General features: G+C 71.1%; 19 protein-coding genes. 10 read left to right on the top strand and 9 right to left on the bottom strand.

The features are described from left to right. Positions 1–162 precede the first annotated feature (162 nt). The 7 genes from OG194_RS22165 (at position 163) to OG194_RS22195 (ending at position 5,842) form a co-directional block, all read left to right on the top strand. Positions 163–1,761: a sulfite oxidase gene (locus tag OG194_RS22165; RefSeq protein WP_327402559.1), complete on the top strand. Its 1,599-nt coding sequence runs from the start codon at positions 163–165 to the stop codon at positions 1,759–1,761. A gap of 105 nt (positions 1,762–1,866) precedes the next feature. Then, the gene (locus tag OG194_RS22170; protein WP_327402560.1) at positions 1,867–2,517 is read left to right on the top strand and encodes a fasciclin domain-containing protein; all 651 of its coding nucleotides are present in this window, start codon (positions 1,867–1,869) and stop codon (positions 2,515–2,517) included. A 126-nt stretch (positions 2,518–2,643) separates the two neighbouring features. Continuing rightward, entirely contained in the window at positions 2,644–3,135 is a 492-nt protein-coding gene (locus tag OG194_RS22175; protein WP_327402561.1) for an Asp23/Gls24 family envelope stress response protein, read from the top strand. A gap of 62 nt (positions 3,136–3,197) precedes the next feature. Beyond that, positions 3,198–3,383 carry a hypothetical protein gene (locus tag OG194_RS22180; RefSeq protein ID WP_327402562.1) on the top strand — a complete coding sequence of 62 codons (186 nt, stop codon included), beginning with the start codon at positions 3,198–3,200 and terminating at the stop codon, positions 3,381–3,383. Next, complete coding sequence (locus tag OG194_RS22185; protein WP_327402563.1) at positions 3,380–4,375, top strand: DUF6286 domain-containing Asp23/Gls24 family envelope stress response protein; 996 nt, start codon at positions 3,380–3,382, stop codon at positions 4,373–4,375. The genes OG194_RS22180 and OG194_RS22185 overlap by 4 nt, the downstream gene beginning before the upstream one ends. Then, complete coding sequence (locus OG194_RS22190; RefSeq protein ID WP_327402564.1) at positions 4,375–4,959, top strand: hypothetical protein; 585 nt, start codon at positions 4,375–4,377, stop codon at positions 4,957–4,959. The genes OG194_RS22185 and OG194_RS22190 overlap by 1 nt, the downstream gene beginning before the upstream one ends. Next, complete coding sequence (locus OG194_RS22195; RefSeq protein WP_327402565.1) at positions 4,949–5,842, top strand: YihY/virulence factor BrkB family protein; 894 nt, start codon at positions 4,949–4,951, stop codon at positions 5,840–5,842. The genes OG194_RS22190 and OG194_RS22195 overlap by 11 nt, the downstream gene beginning before the upstream one ends. A gap of 94 nt (positions 5,843–5,936) precedes the next feature. Here the strand turns inward: OG194_RS22195 and OG194_RS22200 are convergent, their stop codons facing one another. Beyond that, positions 5,937–7,415: a short-chain fatty acid transporter gene (locus OG194_RS22200; protein WP_327402566.1), complete on the bottom strand. Its 1,479-nt coding sequence runs from the start codon at positions 7,413–7,415 to the stop codon at positions 5,937–5,939. Between the two features lie 271 nt (positions 7,416–7,686). Here OG194_RS22200 and OG194_RS22205 point away from each other — a divergent pair, with 271 nt between their 5' ends. Then, positions 7,687–8,700 (top strand): helix-turn-helix domain-containing protein, encoded by a 1,014-nt coding sequence (locus OG194_RS22205; RefSeq protein ID WP_327402567.1) that lies wholly within the window; start codon positions 7,687–7,689, stop codon positions 8,698–8,700. Between the two features lies 1 nt (position 8,701). On the opposite strand, the gene OG194_RS22210 is transcribed toward OG194_RS22205, so the two are convergent. The 3 genes from OG194_RS22210 to OG194_RS22220 are packed head-to-tail and all read right to left on the bottom strand — an operon-like array spanning position 8,702 to position 9,992. Beyond that, positions 8,702–8,911 carry a DUF397 domain-containing protein gene (locus tag OG194_RS22210; RefSeq protein WP_327402568.1) on the bottom strand — a complete coding sequence of 70 codons (210 nt, stop codon included), beginning with the start codon at positions 8,909–8,911 and terminating at the stop codon, positions 8,702–8,704. A 35-nt stretch (positions 8,912–8,946) separates the two neighbouring features. Next, a complete protein-coding gene (locus OG194_RS22215) occupies positions 8,947–9,156 on the bottom strand; it encodes a DUF397 domain-containing protein (protein ID WP_327402569.1) in 210 nt (69 codons plus the stop codon). Then, a complete protein-coding gene (locus OG194_RS22220; RefSeq protein ID WP_327402570.1) occupies positions 9,153–9,992 on the bottom strand; it encodes a helix-turn-helix domain-containing protein in 840 nt (279 codons plus the stop codon). Before OG194_RS22220 ends, OG194_RS22215 begins: the two co-directional genes overlap by 4 nt. Before the next feature lie 104 nt (positions 9,993–10,096). Between OG194_RS22220 and OG194_RS22225 the strand changes: the two genes are divergently transcribed. Beyond that, on the top strand, positions 10,097–10,333 hold the full coding sequence (locus OG194_RS22225) for a hypothetical protein (RefSeq protein ID WP_327402571.1): 237 nt from the start codon (positions 10,097–10,099) through the stop codon (positions 10,331–10,333). Then, complete coding sequence (locus OG194_RS22230) at positions 10,330–10,599, top strand: DUF7848 domain-containing protein (RefSeq protein ID WP_327402572.1); 270 nt, start codon at positions 10,330–10,332, stop codon at positions 10,597–10,599. Before OG194_RS22225 ends, OG194_RS22230 begins: the two co-directional genes overlap by 4 nt. A 24-nt stretch (positions 10,600–10,623) precedes the next feature. On the opposite strand, the gene OG194_RS22235 is transcribed toward OG194_RS22230, so the two are convergent. The 5 genes from OG194_RS22235 to OG194_RS22255 all read right to left on the bottom strand — a co-directional run bounded on the left by OG194_RS22235 (position 10,624) and on the right by OG194_RS22255 (position 14,700). Then, positions 10,624–11,061: a VOC family protein gene (locus tag OG194_RS22235; protein ID WP_327402573.1), complete on the bottom strand. Its 438-nt coding sequence runs from the start codon at positions 11,059–11,061 to the stop codon at positions 10,624–10,626. An 84-nt stretch (positions 11,062–11,145) separates the two neighbouring features. Beyond that, complete coding sequence (locus tag OG194_RS22240) at positions 11,146–11,814, bottom strand: alpha/beta hydrolase (RefSeq protein WP_327407162.1); 669 nt, start codon at positions 11,812–11,814, stop codon at positions 11,146–11,148. A gap of 62 nt (positions 11,815–11,876) precedes the next feature. Then, entirely contained in the window at positions 11,877–12,683 is an 807-nt protein-coding gene (locus OG194_RS22245) for a DUF1295 domain-containing protein (RefSeq protein WP_327402574.1), read from the bottom strand. Beyond that, positions 12,680–13,966 (bottom strand): cyclopropane-fatty-acyl-phospholipid synthase family protein, encoded by a 1,287-nt coding sequence (locus OG194_RS22250; protein WP_327402575.1) that lies wholly within the window; start codon positions 13,964–13,966, stop codon positions 12,680–12,682. Before OG194_RS22250 ends, OG194_RS22245 begins: the two co-directional genes overlap by 4 nt. Next, complete coding sequence (locus OG194_RS22255) at positions 13,963–14,700, bottom strand: DUF1365 domain-containing protein (RefSeq protein ID WP_327407163.1); 738 nt, start codon at positions 14,698–14,700, stop codon at positions 13,963–13,965. Before OG194_RS22255 ends, OG194_RS22250 begins: the two co-directional genes overlap by 4 nt. Between the last annotated feature and the right edge of the window lie 35 nt (positions 14,701–14,735).

Genomic DNA, 14,735 nt, shown 5'->3' on the forward strand with positions numbered 1-14,735 from the left:
TCTGTGACGCGCGTGCGCCCGCTTCTTCTCCTTGTCTTCTCGTTGCCTTCTCCTTGTTCTTCTCTTTCCGGAGCCGAAGGGGCCGCGGATGGGTCGGAAAAAGAAATTCATCCGATCGAGCGGGCGACCAATCCTCGCCCCATTCGGTGCCGGATTCCCACCGTGACCGAGAACGAGAAGAAAACCGCCGCGGCATTGCCGCTGCCGCTCGCCGCGCTCAGCGGCGTGCTGGCGGGTCTCGCCGCGCTCGCGGTCGCCGAGGCCGTGGCGGGCGGGACGCGTCCGCAGGCCGGGCCGGTCGTCGCGGTCGGGGGCGCGGCGATCGACCGTACGCCCGCCGCCGTGAAGGACTGGGCGATCCGCCATTTCGGCACGAACGACAAACTCTTTCTCCAGCTGGGAATTCTCGCGGTACTCGCGGTTTTCGCGCTGGCCCTGGGAATTGTCGCGCTGCGATTCCGGCGTACGGGGACGGCCGGTGTGCTGCTGTTCGGAGTCGTCGGCGCCCTCGCGGCGACCGGCCGCCCGGATTCCACCGGGATCACGGACGCGCTGCCCTCCGTGGCCGGCGCCGTCGTCGGGGCCGCGGTGCTGTACGTCCTGGTCGGCAGGCTCCGGCCCCGGGGACCGGAGCCTGCCGACCAGGACGCCGTGGCACCGCCCGCTGCGGGATGGGACCGGCGCGGGTTCGTGATCGCGGCGAGTGCCGCCGCCGTCGGGTCCGCCGGTGCCGGGCTGCTCGGCCGTTCGCTGAGCGGTGCCGGCGGCCGGGACGCGGTCGCCTCCCGCCGGAACCTGGTCCTGCCGGTACCGGCCTCCCGGGCCCGGGCCGTACCGAAGGGCGCCCAACTGCGCGTCCCCGGCGTCAGCCCCTTCGTCACCCCGAACGGCGACTTCTACCGCGTCGACACCGCCCTCGTGGTGCCGAAGGTGGACGCCACGACCTGGCGGCTGCGCATCCACGGACAGGGCGTACGACGGCCTCTCACCCTCACCTTCGACGACCTGCTGCGGCGCGAGCTGGTCGAGCGCGACATCACGCTCACCTGTGTGTCGAACGAGGTCGGCGGCCCCTACGTCGGCAACGCGCGCTGGATCGGCGTACGACTGGCCGATCTGCTGGCCGAGTCGGGGGTGAAGCCGCCCTCCGAGGGAGGCTCCGCCGACCAGTTGGTGGCGCGTTCCGTGGACGGCATGACGATCGGCAGCCCGGTCGAGGACCTGATGGACGGCCGCGACGCCCTCCTCGCCCTCGGCATGAACGGCGAACCGCTGCCCTTCGCGCACGGCTTCCCCGTCCGCATGGTCGTGCCCGGCCTGTACGGCTTCGTCTCGGCCTGCAAATGGATCAAGGACATCGAGCTGACGACGTTCGACGCCTACGACCCCTACTGGGTCAAGCGGGGCTGGGCCCGGAAGGCCCCGATCAAGACCGAGTCGCGGATCGACACCCCGAAGCCGTTCGCCCGGCCGAAAACGGGGACGGTGATGGTGGCCGGGGTCGCCTGGGCCCAGCACCGCGGCATCGACAAGGTCGAGATCCGCGTCGACGACGGCCCCTGGCAGGAGGCCCGGCTGGCCGCCGAGGACACCCGCGACACCTGGCGCCAGTGGTCCTTCCCCTGGCGGGCGACCAAGGGCGGCCACACCCTCACCGTCCGCGCCACCGACCGCACCGGCGCGGTGCAGACCGACAAGCGGACCAAGACCATCCCCGACGGCGCGAGCGGATGGCACTCCGTGGTCGTGACCGTCGACTGACCCCACCGACCGCCCGCACTTCCCGCCCCCACAGACCGCCCCCGCGTACCGGCGCCCGTCGCCGTACCGATCACACCCATCACACCGATCACAAGGAGAACCCGCATGAACACCCGTATCCGCCGTACCGCCGTCGTCCTCGCCGCCGCGGCCGTGCTGCCGGTGGCTCTGAGCGCCTGCTCCGACAGCGGCAGCGACTCCGCGAAGTCCGACGCGTCCACCAAGGCGTCCGCCTCCGCCACCGACAACAGCATGAGCGGTTCCGACGCCACCACGGCCGACCAGCCCTTCGGCACCGGCTGCGCGGCCGTCCCGAAGAGCGGCTCCGGTTCCTTCGACGGCATGGCGCAGGACCCGGTGGCCACCGCCGCCTCCAACAACCCGGCCCTGTCCACGCTCGTGGCCGCGGTGAAGAAGGCGGGGCTCGTCGACACCCTCAACAACGCCCAGAACATCACGGTGTTCGCGCCGACCAACGACGCCTTCGCGAAGATCCCGAAGGCCACCCTGGACAAGGTCCTGGCCGACAAGGCCCAGCTGACGAAGATCCTCACGTACCACGTGGTGGGGCAGAAGCTGACGCCCGCGAACCTGGAGAAGGGCTCCTTCGACACCCTGGAGAAGTCGAAGCTGACCACCGCCGGTTCCGGTGAGTCGTACACCGTCAACGACTCCGCGAAGGTGGTCTGCGGCAACGTCAAGACCGCCAACGCCAACGTCTACATCATCGACACGGTGCTGATGCCCACCAGCTGACGCCGATCGGCTGACGCCCCGAAGGATTTCCCGTGCCCGCCGCGTCACAGACCCGGCGGGCACGGGTCTGAAGAAGTGAGAGCACATCGGCCACGAGGCAGCGCACGAGGCAGAAAGAGGTATGCCATGACCACGCAGACCGCACCGGTCACCACCCAGGTCCGGCCCGCCAAGGACCCGGCCACCACCGCTGTCTCCGGCGGAACCACCGGTGCCGATCAGCCCGCCGCCGACCGCGGCCGTACGTCGATCGCCGATGTCGTCGTCGTGAAGGTGGCCGGCATCGCGGCCCGCGAGATCCCCGGCGTCCACGACATGGGCGGCGGCCTCTCGCGGAGCATCGGCGCCGTGCGCGACCGCGTGCCCGGTGGCCGGCCCAACGTGGGGCGCGGGGTGAAGGTCGAGGTGGGCGAGCGGCAGACGGCGATCGATCTGGACCTGGTCGTCGAGTACGGGGTGTCCGTGATGGATGTCGCCCAGGACGTGCGGGAGAACGTGATCTCCGCCGTGGAGCGCATCACCGGCCTTGAGGTCGTCGAGGTCAACGTCACCGTCAACGACGTCCACCTGCCCGACGACGACGAGCCCGCGCACACCGGCGAGGCCCGGGTGGAGTAGGGCGGCCGGTCGAGGGCACGGGCAGGAGTGGTGGATCGGGTGACTGGTGGAGGTGGACGGGCATGAGCACACCGTTCGTCGGGATGATCGCGGGCATGGCCCTGGCGTTCGCCGGCTGGTTCGGCGGCTTCGGCGCCTTCCTGCTCGTGGCCGCGCTCGGCGGCCTGGGCTGGGCGGTGGGCCGGTGGTTCGACCGCGGCGGCACCGTCCAGGACGTACGGGACGCGTTCGACCGGAGCCGTCGATGACCACCGCCCCAGCCGAGGCCGTACCCGCCCCCGTCCCCGCACCGGCACCGGCACCGGCACCGGCCGCGCAACGGGGCACCACCACCGTCTCGGAGCGGGCGGTACGCAGGATCGCCGAGCGGGCGACCGCCGAGGCGCTGCCCGGCCGTACGGCCAGGGCGGCGGCGACCGTACGGGGCGGAAGGGCGGAGCTGTCCCTCGGTGTGACGCTCCCCTATCCGGCCCCGCTGGCCGACGGCGCCCGGGACGTCCAGCGCCATGTACTGGAACGCACGCGGGAGTTGACGGGTCTGGACGTACCGACCGCGCGCGTCGGCGTCACCTCGCTCGCCCCGCCGAGGTACTCCCGCGCTCCGGTGTCCCCGGCCGAGAAGACCAACTCGCCCAGCACACCCGGGCGTTGGTGGTCCGCGCGCCGGACCCCGGTCGCCCTGCTCACCTCGTCGGCGGCCCTGGCCTGCGGTGCGCTCGCCCTCGATCTGGTCCAGGTGCACACCGCCCACCGCGCGGCGGCGGCCTGGCGCGTCTCGGCGGTGCACTGGCTGTCCGGGCACGGGCCCGGCGACCCGGCCGTCGTCATCGCGGGCGGTCTCACGGCCCTGCTCGGCGTCTGGATGATCGTGCTCGCCCTCACCCCGGGTCTACGGCACCGGTCCACCGTCCGTACGGAGGCGGAGCGCGTCGACGCCGCCGTGGACCGCTCGGCGATCGGGTCCCTGGTCCGCGACACGGCGGGTGACGTGCCCGGCATCACGGCGGTACGGGTACGGGTAGGCCGCCGGCGGATCACCGTATGGGCGTCCCTCGCCTTCGGTGACCGGGCCGAGGCGCACACCGCGGTCACGGCCGCCGCCCACGCCGCCGTATCCTCCTGTCGGCTGCGCCGCGCCCCCCGGGTACGCGTCACCGTCACCCCGGAACCGGTGTGGCAACCGCCCACGACACCCTCCGTACCCACAACCACCCCTGCGGCCGAGGAAGTTGACCAGTGATGCGCACCGCCCGCACGGCCGTCAACCGAACCGCCCTCGGCGCGGGCGGACTTGCGCTCCTCCTCACCGGTTCCCTGCTCGCCGCCACGGACCGGACCGTCGCGCACCGGCTGCCGACCTGGTGGCCCAACTCCCCTACGCACGCCGTGCTGTTGGAGCCGGGCCGGCTGGCGCAGGTGCGGAGCGAGGGCTGGTGGACGCCCACGGTCATCGCCGCGTCGATCGGGCTGACCGTGCTGTTCGCGTACTGGGCTCTCGGGCAGCTGCGTTCGGGGTCGGGGCGGCGGATGGCACTGCCCTCCCCCGGCTGCACGGTACGTCCGCAGGCGCTGGCCGAGGCGGTGACGGCACGGGCGACCGCCGTACCCGGTGTCGCACGCGGACACGCGCGGGTACTGCCCCGGCGCGGCCGCCGCCTGGAGCTGGAGCTCCGGGTCTGGCTGGCCCCGGACACCTCCCCGGACGCCGTACTCCCCGCCCTGCGCGCGGTGACGGCGGAGGCCGAGGGCGCGGCGGCCCCGTACACGACCCGCACCCGGCTCCGGCTGAGCGCCGCCAAGCACCGGGCGCCCCATGTCCGCTGAGTCCGCCGAGTCGTACGTCGGCCGGGTCCGCCGGATCGCCGGGTTCCGGCCACCGGCGGCCTGGTGGCCCGCGCTGCGCCGCACACCCGTGTCGCTGTGGAACGACGACATCTCGGACTACGCGGCGGCGCTGACGTACTACGCGATCCTCGCGGTGCTTCCCGCCATGCTGGCCACGGTCATCGCGTTCGGCATGATCAGCCCGGACACGGCCAAGGAGTTCGTCACCCACGTCACGGCGTACGCCCCCGCCGACTCCGGCACGGAACTGCACGCGGCCCTGACCCACGTCCTGCGCACCGACCGCACGGCATGGCCCCTGCTGGTGGCGGGCAGCGTCAGCGCGCTGTGGTCGTCCACGAGCTACCTCGCGGTGTTCCGCCGCGCCCTGCACCGCATGCACGGCACCCAGGACCACCGCTCGCCCTGGCGCAAGGCGCCCCGCATCGTACTGACCGCGCTGGTACTGCTGGGCCTGCTCCTGATCGGCTCACTCACGCTGCTGCTGACGGGCCCGCTCGCGGAGGCGGTCGGCCGGATGGCCGGCGTGGACGAGACCGCGGCCTGGGCCTGGGACCTGCTGCGCTGGCCGGTCCTGCTGTGCCTGGTCGCGCTCCTGGTCGTGGTCGTCTTCCACACCGGCCCGGCGGGCGCCCGCCGCCGCGGCCACAGCCTGCCCGGCGGCGTACTGGCCGCCGCGTTGTGGCTGATCGTCTCCGCCGGCTTCTCTACGTACGCGACGACGCTCGGCGCCTACAGCAGGCTCTACGGCTCGCTCTCCGGCAGCGTCGTCTTCCTGATCTGGCTGTGGCTGTCGAACCTCGCGCTGCTCAGCGGGGCCCAGTTCGCGGCGGAGCTGGCGAAGACCCGCGAGGCAGCGTGACTCAGGCGGTGTCGATCGACCACATGCGCCGTGAATCCTGCCGACGACGGCCCTCGTCGTCCCTGGGCCTGGGGACCGGATCGGGGGCGGGTCGTCAGGGGAACGGGAGAGTGCGGGCGAAGAGGGTGACGAGGACCAGGGTGGCGGGGAAGAGGGCGAGGAACATCGCGAAGGTGTAGCCCATGATGTCGCGTGCCTTGAGCCCGAGGATCGCCAGGGTGGGGAGCATCCAGAACGGTTGGAGCAGGTTGGCGCCGGCCTCGCCGAGGTCGTAGACGACGACCATCCAGCCCTGGTTGACGTGGAGTTGGTTCGCCGCGTCGAGGACGTAGGGCGCCTCGATGACCCACTTGCTGCCGCCGCTGGGGACGAAGACGCCGAGGACGCAGCTGTAGATCGCGATGAAGGCCGGGTAGAGGAACTCGTTCGACACCGAGACCAGCCAGTCGGCGATCGTCTGGTGCAGGCCGGTGTACGCGATCATCCCGAAGATGCCGCCGTACAAAGGGAATTGGAGCAGTACGCCCGAGGTCGCGGGGACGCCGTCGCGGACGGCGCGGGCGAGGTTGACCGGCCGCCAGTGCAGGATGAGCGCCAGCAGGATGAGGATCAGGTTGATGGTGTTCAGGTCGAGGGCGTTGAGCGGGTTGCCCGCGGTGTTCGTGAAGTGCCGGGCGAGGTACCAGGCGCCGAGGAGGAACACCAGGATCGTGAAGACCGGGCTGTGCTCGATCCATTCGCCGGGTCTGCTACGCCTGCTCTCGGACCGCTCCAGGACGAGGGCGGGGCCGAGGTCGATCCCGAGCCGTTCGGCGGTTCTGGCGTTCTCCGGCGCGGGTGACAGGAGCCAGGCCATGCCGACGGCGAGGACGAAGATGATGGCGGTGGCCACCACGCCCTGCCACAGGAAGATGGTGTCGGTGAGCGGGATCAGTCCGCTGCCGCGCCCCTCGGCGATGACCTTCTGCACGGACTCGGGGCTCGACCCCGCGCTCGCCACCTGTAGCGCGGCGGAGCCGGACAGGCCCTGGGCCCAGACCGTGCCGAGTCCCAGGAAGGCCATCGCGCCGAGGGCGCGGTAGTCGACACCGGGGACCCGACGGGCGATCTCCTTGGCGAGGATGGCAGTGAAGACGAGGCTGAAGGCCCAGTTCGCGTAGGCGGTGAGCATGGCGACGGCGGCGGTGAACGTGATGGCGCCGCGCGGGGTCGCGGGCCAGGCGGCGAGGCGGGCGATGAGGCGTCCCACGGGCGGGGAGACCGCGACCGCGTACCCACCGATGATGATCATCGCCATCTGCAGGGTGAAGGTGATCAGGGACCAGAATCCCTGCCCCCACGCGTCGACCAGACCGAAGCCGCTCGTGGCTGTCGGGTCGGCCGGTGCGCCGAGGAGTTTCTCGCCGGAGGCCAGTCCCAGCGCGAGAATCAGGAAGGTGCCGACCAGGACGAAACCCAGCGCGTCGGGCAGCCATTTCTCGGTGAAGTCGGTGAAACGCAGCGCCAGCCGGGCGATCCAGGTCTCGCCGCCTTTCGCCGTCGATTCGGGCACTTTGGGCACGGCTTCGGACATGGTGCTCCTCACCTCATTGCCGATAACTTGGGATTGCGGATATGACGTGCCGATGCGGCTTGCCGGTATGGCCTGCCGGTGCGGCGCGCCGATATCACCGTGGAAAGGAACTCGGCCGGGACCGGAACCGTAGACCGCCTCCGCACACCCGGGCCGGGCGCGTTCCCTCTTGGCGCGCGCATTCCATCAAGTAGGCGCCGATGTTCCACACCTGGCGGCGCGCGGGCACGGAGACTGGCTGACGAGCGACCGGAGAGCAGGTTCGAAGGGCATGAACGACAGGACAGACACCCAGCCCGCACACGGCATCGCGCGCGCCCCGCGCGGGAGGTTCTCCGCGCGTCTGGTCGGCCCGTGCACGGGAGAGCGGCGGGCCGTTCTCCGGCACCAGTGGGACATCCAGGCGGGCCGGTCCGTTCCGCTGCCGGCGGCCGGGCTGACGAGTTCCGCGGATTCCCGGGCGAGCATCCACGGCCTCAGAATTCATGACGTTCTGATAACGCAGCTGTGTTATGCGTCTACGGCTGCCGACGGAGCCTGGATCGATTCCCGCTATTTCTCCGACATGCTGGTCGTGGATGTTGTGGAGAAGGGTTCCTGGGGTTTCGCCCGTGCGCGCGATCGCGACCAACTGCTGGTTTCGGCCGGGCAGTTCATCGTCCGGCACACCGGTCCGCCCTGGCGGTTCGCGGTAAAAGCACACACGAACACGACAACGAAACTGGTCCTGCCCGTCGCCCACCTGGGACCGCTCATCCACCGGCGGCCGGTGCTCGGCTCCGCGGACTCCGCCGAGATGCGGCTGCTCCTGGCGCACGCGCGCATGATCGACGACCGCCTCGACGACCTCTCCCCGGCAGGCGCCCGGGCCGCCCGCAACGCCCTCCTCGAACTGGCCCTGGGCGTCCTCACCCAGCAGGTCGACGGAACCGAACCGCAGCTCGCCCCCGCCCTGGTCCAGGCGGCCAAGGACCTCGTCCGCGGCCATCTGTCCGACCCGGAGCTGTCACCACGGCTGCTGGCCCGCGAGTTGAACATCTCGGTCCGCACCCTGCACCGCGCGTTCGCCGCGACCGACGAGTCCGTCACCGCCCACATCCGCCACCAGCGCCTGGAACAGACCCGCCTCGCCCTCACCGGACCACTCGCCCGCCCCGGCATCTCGGAACTCGCCCGCTTCTGGCAGTTCGCCGACACCAGCCACTTCGTCCGCGCCTTCAAGAAGCAGTACGGCCAGACACCCGCGCAGTACGCCCGCGCCCAGGGCACGCGGGACGTCCCGTGACTCAGACGGCGCCGAACGTGCCCGCCTTGACGCCGGCTATGAAGGAGGTGAAGGAATCGGCCGGGAAGCCGAGAACGGGACCGGTCGGGTTCTTGGAGTCACGGACGGGGACGATGCCGTGGGGGGCGACGAGGTTGGCGGCGGCCTCGACACAGTTACCGCCGTTGTTGCTGTACGAGGACGTGAACCAGCGGGGGTTTTCGGTCGTCACGAGATGCCCTTTCGCAACTGGTTGATCAGCGTGACTCAGACGGTGCCGAACGTGCCCGCCTTGACGCCCGCTATGAAGGAGGTGAAGGCACGGGCCGGGAAGCCGAGCACCGGGCCGGTCGGGTTCTTGGAATCACGGACGGGAACGATGCCGTGGGGGGCGACGAGGTTGGCGGCGGCCTCAACGCAGTCACCGCCGTTGTTGCTGTACGAGGACTTGAACCAGCGGGGGGATTCGGTCGTCACGGGGTGCCCTTTCGTAACTGGTTGATCATGGCCACAGACGCCGCCTGGGACAACGCTTCGGCCTGTAGTTGATGGTAGGCCGTCAGCATGGGCATCACGGACGTGCTTTCCCGGTCCAGATGCCCCTGAGCTTGGGATTCGGCGTAACAGACCACTGATCGATCCGGCAACGTCAACAGGTTCACGGGCAGATCGAACGTGCGGCGCTCGCCGATCTCGTACGGCGCGATCTGAAGCAGCGTGTTCGGCTGTCCGGCGAACTCGACCAGACGCGCGAGCTGGGCCTCCATGACCACGGCCCCGCCGATGGGGCGCCGGATGCAGCTTTCGTCAATGATCACAAACATCATCGGAGGCCGAGGCCTCACGAGCGCCGCTTGTCGCTCCGCGAGGAACGAGACCCGTTCATCAGCCTGTTCGGGAGTGATGGCACCGCGCCGCACGTTGCTGTCGGCCAACACCCGTGCGTACTCCGGTGTTTGCAACAGACCGGGGATGATCCCGATGTTGTAGAGCCGGATCTCCACTGCCCGGCCCTCGTACCCGACGTACTCCGGGAAGCCTTCCAGGAGACTGCCGGTGCGGATCTCACGCCACTGGCGTTCGAACGTGTCAGCGGTGTCACTGGTCCCGAAAACGAGGTCAGCACTACGCGAGAACCGAAGAGTTGGCATCTTGCGACCGGTTTCCACGGCCGAGATATGCGTGCTGGAGTATCCCAACTTCGGCGCCAGCTCTTCCTGCGTCCATCCGTGTGCCTCCCGTGCGCTGCGCAGACGCGCACCGAAGGCGGCCGATGGACTGCTCTCAGGGTTCAGCTCCTTGCGGTTCACCATTCTCCGCCCAACTTTCCGCTCGCCGCCCACAAGTTGAAGAGGTACCGACTCTAGGTCACTCTGAGCCGCATCGGTAGTGGAACGACTACGGAGAGCAGCGACCCATGTCTGACGAGACGGAACCCCCTCAACTCCCCGCCCCCGGCACACTCTTGGTGGACGCACAGGAACGGATCGGCGAGTTTCGCGGCGAGTGGTGCGGGCTCTGGTCCCTTCGGCCGGTCACGGGCGGAACCGAGTGGACCGTGAACCCTGAAGACGTACAACCGGCCGACCCGCAGCAGCGGTTGCGCGCCGAGACCGCCCGCGCGAACGCCCGAAGCCGGGGTGAGGTCCTGTGACCGTCCCGATCCGCCGCACCTTCCGTTTCGTCGACTGGACGCTACGACCCGACCACGACACGGACGCCCCACCCCTGACGTACGCGTTCCGCTGCCTGGCCCTCAACGCCGACGACACGGAGTGCGCCGCACGCTCCTCCCCGAGCAACGACCCGACAGAACCCCAGACTTGGGCCTTCGCCCACCTGCGCGACCACCCCGGGCACACCAGCTACGCCGAGGTGATCGAGCGGCCGTGGGTGATGTGGGAGGGGGGTCCGGCGTGACCGGTCACCGATCGGTTGGCTCAACTAGCCCCAGGTGCGGGAGCACAGGACGAGGCGGTAGCCGTCCGGGTCGGCGATCGTGACTCCGTGCTCGTCCCAGTACGGGTTGTGCGCGGGGACCCGGGTGCCGCCGGTGGCCACCAGGCGCTCGACCAGGGCCTCGTCCACGGGCGTGCCCAGGTAGACCACGAAAAGGTCGTCCTCGGTCGGGGTCGGTTCCAGCGGATGCTCGGGATCGTGGGTCAGCTCGAAGTGCCAGGAGCCGCCGGGCGGGCCGACCATCAGGAGATCGTGCTCACCCCGGACGCGCTCGGTGGTCCGCCACAGGACGTCGAGCCCGAGCCCGTCCACGTAGAAGCGTTCCGCCGCGGCGAGGTCCCGCGAGGGGCGGGCGACACGGATGTGCGTCGTGGAGTCGATCACGCCGGGCCCGCCCGAGCCAGGCGGCATTGCCTCAGTCATGGACATGATCCTATGGTCCGGACTGCCCCGTGGCGAAGGGTGTTCCGGTCCGCGTCCGGTGCGGCGGCTCATCGGGAACACCGCTCACAGCACCGGAATCTCCCCCACCCCATAACCCCCCGCGGGCAAGGGGTCCGGGACAGTCCCCGGGTCGAGCAGGTGGGCGACCAGCGCAGCGGCCGTGTGATGCCAGAGGCCGTGGCGGCGCAGCATCCCGTGGTCGCCGTCGGCGATGAACGCCAGGCCCGCCCGCGTCGCCCCCGCCTCCCGTGCCCGGCGTACGCAGTCCGCCGTCTCCGTGGGCGAGGTGACGTGGTCGCGTTCGCCGTGCAGGGCGACGATGTGACGCCCCGCCGTCTGCTCGACGGGTTCGCCCCGCGGCCACCAGGGGGCGAGGGCGACCGCGCCCGTCACCAGCGGGTGACCGGCGGCGCGCAGGGCGGCCCGGCCGCCCATGGAGTGGCCGAGCAGCACCGTCGGTACGGGGCCGGTGAGTTCGGCCAGGGCGTCCAGTGCGCGCAGGACGTCGCGGGCCGCGTCCGCGCGGTCGCCGTTCCAGCCGCGGAGGCGGTAACGGACCTGGGCCACCAGGACGTCCTGGTACGGCAGTTGGGCCATCACCGCGCGTGCGACCGGGCCCATACGCAGCGCGGCCGACTGCCAGGGCCGGGCGGGTCGTTCGCTCGTCTCCTGGCCGCCGTGCAGGACGAGGACGGCCGCCCGGGGGTGCGCCGGACGTCGGCGCACCTTCAACGGAGCCTGCTGATCGGCGTGTCGGGTGGTGTCGTGCTGTGGCTCGATGAGGTGCTCCTTGCTCACTCCGGCCTCGGCGGACGCGGGAGGAAACCGCTGGTGCGGGCACGGTACTCGGCGTATCCCGGCCGGTCCGCCATGTGCCGTTCCAGCAGGCGTTTTCCGCTGCCCCGGGTCAGCAACAGGCTCATCACCAGCGGCGCTACGACGGACACGGCGGCCGCCGCCGGGTAGTCACAGGTGAGCAGGAACAGGCCCCACCACACGCAGAAGTCGCCGAAATAGTTCGGGTGCCGGGTCCAGGACCACAGCCCCCGGTCCATGATCCGGCCCCGGTTCGCGGAGTCGGCGCGGAAACGGGCCAGTTGGGCGTCCCCAACCGCCTCGAACCCGATGCCGACCGCCCAAAGCGCCGTACCGGCCGCGTAGTTGAGCACCGAAGGCCGGCCGGGCAGGTACTGCGCGGCCTGCACGGGCAGGGACACCAGCCAGACCAGCGCGCCCTGGAGGAGGTAGACCATGCGCAGGGCGTACGCGTTCCGGCTGCCGGGCGCCTTGGCCAACATCCGCTCGTAGCGCGGGTCTTCGCCGTGCCCCCGGCCCCGGCGGGCGATGTGGACCGCCAGCCGCAGCCCCCAGACCGCCGTCAGCACGGTCACCAGCAGTCGTCGTACGGGATCGCCCTCACCGGCGGAGACGGCGAAGGTCACGACGGCCACCGCCGTGAAGCCGAGGCCCCAGGCGATGTCGACGATCCGGTGCAGGCCCACACGCACCGCGACCGCGAAGGTGGCGAGCATGACCGCGAGGGCCGCGGCGGCGGACCAGGCGAGGTTGAGCGCGAACGCGCTCCAGGGGAAGCCGTTCATGGCCGCGCCATGCCCTCGGCGGAGTTCGGCTTGGTGAACAGGTACTGCTGGACATCGAGGTAGCCGGAGCGGAAACCCGCCTCGGAGTAGGCGAGGTAGAAGGTCCACAGCCTGTGGAAGACCTCGTCGAAACCGAGCGCCGCCGCCTCCCCGGCCCGCTCGGTGAACCGTTCGCGCCACAGGCGCAGGGTTTCGGCGTAGTGGGCGCCGAAGGCGTCGCGGCGGGCGGGGCGCAGGCCGGTGTGGTCGCGGGCGGTGTCCTCGATCGCCTCGGTGGAGGGGATGAGGCCGCCGGGGAAGACGTACTTGTGGATCCAGGTGAAGGTGTCCCGGGAGGCGAGCATCCGGTCGTGCGGCATGGTGATGGCCTGGAGCGCCAACCGGCCGCCGGGCGCGAGCCGTTGGTCGATGGCGCGGAAGTACACCGGCCAGAACTCGGCGCCGACCGCCTCGATCATCTCCACGCTGACGACGGCGTCGTACGTCCCAACTGCCTCGCGGTAGTCGCGTAGTTCGATGGAGACCCGGTCTTCGTAGCCGGCCTCGCGCACCCGCTCCAGCGCCAGGTCCCGTTGTTCGCGGGAGAGGGTGAGCGAGGTGACGCGGGCGCCCCGGGCGGCGGCCCGCAGGGCGAGTTCGCCCCAGCCGGTGCCGATCTCCAGGAGCCGGGTGCCCTCGCCCACGTCGGCGAGGTCCAACAGCCGGTCGATCTTGCGGTGTTGGGCCGCCGCGAGGAGATCGTGACTCGCGGGGAAGCCCCGGAAGACGGCCGAGGAGTAGGTGAGGGTGTCGTCGAGGAAGAGGGCGAAGAGGTCGTTGGACAGGTCGTAGTGACGGCTGATGTTGGCACGCGAGCCGTCGGGTGTGTTGCGCTCGGCGTGCGGGTGGCGCGGTACCCACAGGGCGCGCAGCCGTTGCAGCGGGGCCGGGATCAACTCGGCGGCGTTCCCGGCCAGTACGGTCAGGGCGGCCACCAGGTCGGGGGCGTCCCACTCACCGGCCATGTACGACTCGCCGAACCCGACCAGGCCGTGGGTGCCGACGCGGGCGTGGAACGCGGCCGGGTCGCGGACGTCGATCAGCGGGCCGCCCTTGCCGAGGTCCGGGGACCCCGCGAACCGGGCCCGGAGCGGCAGTTGGCCGAGGGCCCGTCGGACGAGGGCCGCGGTGAGCGCCGTACGGACGCGGGAGGCGGGCGGTACGGCGGCGATGTCGGGCCAGTGGGCGGGGTCGACGGCCGCGGTACGCACGCGGGGGGTGGTGCGGGGTTCTGCTGTCGTCATGTCACGTTCTCCGGGGCGCGGTGGTCGTCGGTTCGGGGCTGAACGGGCAGTCCCCGCAGGTAGAGGCGGATGCCGTGGAAGCGGATCGCGGCCGACACGGCGAGGGTGGACCAGGGGTGGCGCAGCGCCAGCCGCAGCAGCCGCGCGGTGCTCGCCTCGCGCCGGGTGCCGCGTACCGTCGCGGTGAAGGCACGGCCGCCCTCACGGTCCAGGTGGACGGTCAGGGCGAGTTGGGCGCCGGGCGCCGGCAGCCGCATGCGGTAGCCGCCGTCGACGGGGAAGAACGGCGAGACGTAGAGCCTCTTCTCGGCGCGGGCGGTGCCGGAGGCGTCCGGGTGCAGCAGATAGCAGTGCCGACCGCCGTAGGTGTTGTGCACCTCGGCGACGACACAGCGCGGCTGCGCGTCGGGGCCGTAACACCAGTACAGGGTCAGCGGGTTGAAGACATAGCCGAAGACCCGGGCGTGGGTGAGCATCAGCACCCGGCCGCCGTCCAGGTGGACGCCGTGCTCTGCGAGGAAGGCGTCGAGGCCGGCCCGGATCGAGGGCAGGTCGCCGCCGGTGAAGTGGTCGCGGGGGGCGAAGCGCGCCAAGGGGCGGAGCAGGCGCGGGAGTTGGGGCGGGTGGTCCGGGTCTATGAGCCACATGTAGGTGCGGTGCCGCAGCGCGTAACGCCTCGGGGTGGTCCGCACGTGCGCGATCGTGCAGGAGTACAGCGCCGGTACGGCACTCACCTGCGCCGGTCGATCCGGGGCGGCACTCGCTCGCT

The sequence above is a fragment of the Streptomyces sp. NBC_01288 genome (assembly GCF_035982055.1).
Taxonomy (GTDB): Bacteria; Actinomycetota; Actinomycetes; order Streptomycetales; family Streptomycetaceae; genus Streptomyces.

Coding starts and splice junctions, on each gene's coding strand:
- OG194_RS22245 (WP_327402574.1), bottom strand. CDS start 12,683: ATGAACGGCTTCCCCTGGAGCGCGTTCGCGCTCAACCTCGCCTGGTCC.
- OG194_RS22200 (WP_327402566.1), bottom strand. CDS start 7,415: ATGTCCGAAGCCGTGCCCAAAGTGCCCGAATCGACGGCGAAAGGCGGC.
- OG194_RS22180 (WP_327402562.1), top strand. CDS start 3,198: ATGAGCACACCGTTCGTCGGGATGATCGCGGGCATGGCCCTGGCGTTC.
- OG194_RS22190 (WP_327402564.1), top strand. CDS start 4,375: ATGCGCACCGCCCGCACGGCCGTCAACCGAACCGCCCTCGGCGCGGGC.
- OG194_RS22175 (WP_327402561.1), top strand. CDS start 2,644: ATGACCACGCAGACCGCACCGGTCACCACCCAGGTCCGGCCCGCCAAG.
- OG194_RS22225 (WP_327402571.1), top strand. CDS start 10,097: ATGTCTGACGAGACGGAACCCCCTCAACTCCCCGCCCCCGGCACACTC.
- OG194_RS22195 (WP_327402565.1), top strand. CDS start 4,949: ATGTCCGCTGAGTCCGCCGAGTCGTACGTCGGCCGGGTCCGCCGGATC.
- OG194_RS22235 (WP_327402573.1), bottom strand. CDS start 11,061: ATGACTGAGGCAATGCCGCCTGGCTCGGGCGGGCCCGGCGTGATCGAC.
- OG194_RS22205 (WP_327402567.1), top strand. CDS start 7,687: ATGAACGACAGGACAGACACCCAGCCCGCACACGGCATCGCGCGCGCC.
- OG194_RS22250 (WP_327402575.1), bottom strand. CDS start 13,966: ATGACGACAGCAGAACCCCGCACCACCCCCCGCGTGCGTACCGCGGCC.
- OG194_RS22220 (WP_327402570.1), bottom strand. CDS start 9,992: ATGGTGAACCGCAAGGAGCTGAACCCTGAGAGCAGTCCATCGGCCGCC.
- OG194_RS22185 (WP_327402563.1), top strand. CDS start 3,380: ATGACCACCGCCCCAGCCGAGGCCGTACCCGCCCCCGTCCCCGCACCG.
- OG194_RS22170 (WP_327402560.1), top strand. CDS start 1,867: ATGAACACCCGTATCCGCCGTACCGCCGTCGTCCTCGCCGCCGCGGCC.